This is a genomic window from Acinetobacter sp. GN11, assembly GCF_054823985.1.
On record NZ_JRVL01000139.1, the window covers coordinates 1 to 4,595 of the forward strand.

General features: G+C 40.2%; 4 protein-coding genes. 2 read left to right on the forward strand and 2 right to left on the reverse strand.

Annotation, left to right across the window (positions count from 1 at the left end; all coding sequences use genetic code 11):
* The first annotated feature begins 78 nt into the window (after window positions 1-78).
* Window positions 79-456, forward strand: a complete 378-nt coding sequence (locus tag NL42_RS12495) for a DoxX-like family protein (RefSeq protein WP_045430331.1) — start codon at window positions 79-81, stop codon at window positions 454-456.
* Window positions 457-506: 50 nt separating this feature from the next.
* Complete coding sequence (locus NL42_RS12500; protein WP_461312986.1) at window positions 507-1,340, forward strand: SDR family NAD(P)-dependent oxidoreductase; 834 nt, start codon at window positions 507-509, stop codon at window positions 1,338-1,340.
* A gap of 125 nt (window positions 1,341-1,465) precedes the next feature.
* On the opposite strand, the gene NL42_RS12505 is transcribed toward NL42_RS12500, so the two are convergent.
* Together NL42_RS12505 and gltS are read right to left on the reverse strand one after the other, a co-directional pair.
* Window positions 1,466-3,292, reverse strand: coding sequence for a monovalent cation:proton antiporter-2 (CPA2) family protein (locus tag NL42_RS12505; protein ID WP_461312987.1), 1,827 nt, complete (start codon window positions 3,290-3,292; stop codon window positions 1,466-1,468).
* A gap of 114 nt (window positions 3,293-3,406) precedes the next feature.
* Window positions 3,407-4,595 (reverse strand): sodium/glutamate symporter (gene gltS / locus NL42_RS12510; RefSeq protein ID WP_461312988.1); only part of this gene is annotated, 1,189 nt, incomplete at its 5' end.

The window sequence follows — 4,595 nt, forward strand, 5'->3', positions numbered from 1 at the left end:
CTTGAAGAAATAAATAAACCTAAAGATAATAGCTCCAACCTAATCTAAAGAAAATTTTAAACTCTTAAAGTAATTTTCATGAAAAATATTAATATCTTCAAATTTATAAACCTTGTGCTGGCCTTTTTATGGATCTATCAAGGTCTCGTTCCGAAGTTTCTATTTCTTAATTCTGACGAAATTTTTGTATGGCAATGGGTAGGACTATCTCTTGAACATGCAAAACTTGCAGGCCATGCGAGTGGTATTGCTGAAATGATTTTTGGTTTATGTTTTCTCTTTACTGCACATAAATATATTCATTATTTAAGCATTTTGGGTTTGCTTGGGCTGCTTCTTTTAATTGGTTTTTTAATACCCTCTACCCTGATCTTGCCCTACAACCCTATCGTAATGAATCTTTCGATGATAAGTTTATCTATTGTCTATCTCATCTTATTAAATGAGCTAAATTAACTTACAGCCATTCATGTAACTATTTTTAAAGATTTTATATAGAGAGTGCAATGAGTTTACCCAAAACTGAAGTTTGCAGTGTGGTCATTACAGGCAGTACAAAAGGTATTGGTTTAGCCCTTGCCCATGCTTTTTTAGATCTTGGATGTTCTGTTGTCATTACTGGACGTAACCCAGAGCATCTTAAGCAGGCTCTTTCTCATTTAGAAACTCATTTCAATAAAGAAAAATTCATTGGTCTGTGTTGCGATGTGACTCAAGTGTCTGATGTGCAAACCCTATGGGATGGTGCAATTGAGCGCTTTGGGCAAGTCGATGTGTGGATTAATAATGCAGGAAGCTGCCACCCAACCAAAGACTTTATCGACCTTCAGCCAGAAGAGTTAAACGCGGCTGTTTCAACTAATATTTTAGGCACGATGTTGGGTTCGCAAGTGGCTTTAAAGGGAATGCTTAACCAAGGTTATGGTCAAATCTTTAACATGGAAGGTTGGGGAAGCAACGGCGAATGGAGTGCAGGCATGACGCCTTATGCAACCACAAAACGGGCCGTAAGTTATTTCAGTAAAGCACTTTATAAAGAAACAAAATCGACTCCAATTTTAACTGGCACACTCAGCCCGGGCATGGTCGCAACAGACCTGTTAGTTTCTTCTTGGACCAATGGCAACATCCAAAATTGGAAAAAGATGAAACGGTTATTTTTCTTTGTGATTGACCCGCCAGAAGTGGTTTGTGCGTATTTAGCAAAACAAATTATTCAAAATAAAAAAGCCAACCGACGCATCGCTTGGATCACGCCATGGAAACTTTTTCTTAGATTTTTGCAGCCTTATTACTGGCGTAGAAACCCCGTTAAAGGCACAGCTTTAGAGCATTTGTAGTCAGGCTTATAATGTGACTAAAAATCTAATCTCACTCAGTGAAGATGGTTTGATTGATAGGCGCATCGGGTTTATTGTTCAGTAAAAGTTCTTCTAAAGAGAGCTTTTACTGAACTTTATACTCATCAAGAATCGTTATCTGAGCTATCTTCTTTATTTAAAATCCGCCCTTCCCGTTTTGGTCGAATCAATGGTGCTGTTGGTCGTGGATGCGTATGTGTATATTGCATACCGACTCCCGCATTTACGTCATCTGCTGCGATTTCAGTTTCAAAGCGCTCATTATCAAGATCTCGAATTTCCTCAGTAATTCTTTCTACTTCGTCTTCATCCACACCAAGTTCTTGTAAAATTACTCCCCCAAACTTAATCGCAGATTCAAACGTTTCACGGATCATGAAGTCTACTTTTTGTTTGACTAAATGCAGTGAGTGCTCACGGTCATATGAACGGACTAATAATTTCGCTAAAGGAAATTCATGTGTGACGAGTTCTACAATTCTATTGGTTGTCTCTTTACTGTCTACACACACCACAATCGCTTGTGCTGTTGCAGCGCCAGAAGCATGTAGAATATCTAAGCGGCAGCCATCGCCATAATAAATTTTAAAACCAAATTTTTCAGCGTTTCGAATCATGTCCGTATTATTATCAATAATGGTGACATCTACCCCTCTTGCCAATAATAATTGACTGGTGACCTGTCCAAAGCGTCCAAATCCAATCATTAAAACGCTACCGCTTAAACCCTCGGCAATATTGACGTTTTCTAATGAAACATTCGCTTTAAATTGAGTAAACCGTTTAAAAATAATACCGACAATTGGAGTCAACACCATTGAAAGCACAACGATAGCAGTAAGATTAGATTTAATTGTACCGTCAATGACTTGGGCACTTAATGCAGCAGAGAAAAGTACAAAGGCAAACTCTCCGCCCTGAGCCATGAGTAAGGCACGGTCCAACGCTTCAGTATGAGGGCTTTTCGTTATTCGGGCGACAATATAAATCATAAGCGCTTTGGCAAGCATGAGGGCAATTACGCCACTGACAATGAGCTGCCAGTTTTGAGCAACCACTGATAAATCCAATGACATGCCAACCCCAAGGAAAAACAGGCCCAGCAAGATTCCTCGGAATGGTTCAATATCAGCTTCAATTTGATGTCTAAAGGTTGATTCAGATAAAAGCACACCCGCTAAGAAAGCACCCATCGCCATGGACAAACCGCTGACTTGCATGAGCAACGCTGCACCCAACACAACCAATAAGGCAGCGGCAGTCATGACTTCTCGGGCTTTAGCAGCCGCCAAGAGTCTAAATAATGGATTAAGTAACCAATAACCTGCCGCAATAAGACCTGCAATTGCGATTAAACCAATGCCTATATTTTCTAAACGTACAGATGTGCTTTCGACCACATGATTAGGTGCCATAAAAGCAACAATAGCGAGCAATGGTACAATCAATAAATCTTCAAATAATAAGATGGCTACAATTTTTTGCCCACGAGGCTGGGTCAAGTCACCGCGATCGCCCAATAACTGCATCACAATAGCAGTCGACGTTAATACAAACCCTGCTGCACCAATAAACGCAACTTGCCATGTAAAACCAAATAACAGTCCAACGCCAGTCAAAGCCAGTGCACAAATGATGATCTGTAGTGTGCCAAGGCCAAAAATCTCGCGTCTAAGGCTCCATAAATGTGACGGCTGCATTTCCAAACCAATCAGAAATAGGTACATCACAATTCCCAACTCGGCAATATGTAAAATTGCGGTGGAATCTTGGAAAAAAGCAAAACCGAATGGGCCAATAACCAGACCTGCAATTAAATAACCTAATACGGAACCTAAACCAATACGTTTAAAAATAGGAACTGCAATTACAGCCGCTGCCAATAAAACCACAGGGGCAACCAAGCTAATTGAATGTGCTTCTGCGCTCATACATTTCTCATTTTATTTATCTGCAATTTATTCTATGTGAAACTATGTTTAAGGGCGATTATTAGTTTTGAGAAAAAGAATCCATAAAAAAAGCCCTGACGGGCTTTTTTTTAATTAAACAACAAATTTCAACATGAGCTGAATAACCGTTGCATTAATTAAATCGACAAAGAATGCGCCACAAAGCGGAACAATTAAAAATGCCTTATGCGATGGTCCATACATGTTCGTAATGGCCTGCATATTTGCAACTGCTGTTGGCGTTGCACCCATACCAAAACCACAGTGCCCTGCTGACAACACTGCAGCATCATAGTTTTTACCCATCACACGGAAGGTCACAAAGGCTGCATATAACGCCATCGTAATGGTTTGAGCACCCAAAATCACCACAAGTGGCCCAGCCAAATCTGCAAGTTGCCAAAGCTTTAATGAAAGCAATGCCATTGCTAAATAAAGTGATAATGATGCATTACCAAAAACATCAATCGCACGGTCAAAAATATCAATTTTCAACACGCTTTCTAAAATGTTTCTTAAAATTACACCGCCACCCAGTGCCCAAACGAAGGTTGGTAACTCAAACCAAGTTCCCTTACTAAAGCCAGTCATAAATTCAGCAAATGCCAAACACGCTGCGAACATACCTAACGTAGTAATTGCATTATCAGCTGTAATTAAACGAACTTGATGAGGGTTTTCAAACGGTGCAAGATCATCCGAATTTTGTTCAACATGACCATCACGCTGTTGAATTTCAGCATTGGTTTTCGGTTGTGCAAGGCTATAACGATTGATAAGCAATTTCGCTAACGGGCCACCAATCACACCACCAATAATTAAACCAAAAGTCGCACTCGCCATCCCTAAAGCTAGAGCGCCCTGAATACCATGCTGAGTTTCTAAAATTTCACCCCAAGCTCCGGCTGTACCGTGACCACCTGTTAAGGTAATTGAACCCGCAATTAAGCCAATGAGTGGGTCAAGACCAAGTAACGTCGCAAGACTCATGCCTACCGCATTTTGCACCACAATGAAAGACGCTACACAGACTAAGAAGATAACCAAAGCCATACCGCCTTCTTTAAGCTTCATAAAATTGGCACTTAAACCAATAGAAGCAAAGAATACGAGCATAAAGCTGGTTTGTAATTCGCTACTAAAAACAATGCTATATCCCCATATGGTATGGACAAGTAGCGAGACGACCGCAGCAACTAAACCGCCTGCTACAGGTTCGGGAATATTGTAGCGTTTTAAAAAATCAATTCGATTAACAAGAAAGCGGCCCAACAATAAAACA

Coding starts and splice junctions, on each gene's coding strand:
- NL42_RS12495 (WP_045430331.1), top strand. CDS start 79: ATGAAAAATATTAATATCTTCAAATTTATAAACCTTGTGCTGGCCTTT.
- NL42_RS12500 (WP_461312986.1), top strand. CDS start 507: ATGAGTTTACCCAAAACTGAAGTTTGCAGTGTGGTCATTACAGGCAGT.
- NL42_RS12505 (WP_461312987.1), bottom strand. CDS start 3,292: ATGAGCGCAGAAGCACATTCAATTAGCTTGGTTGCCCCTGTGGTTTTA.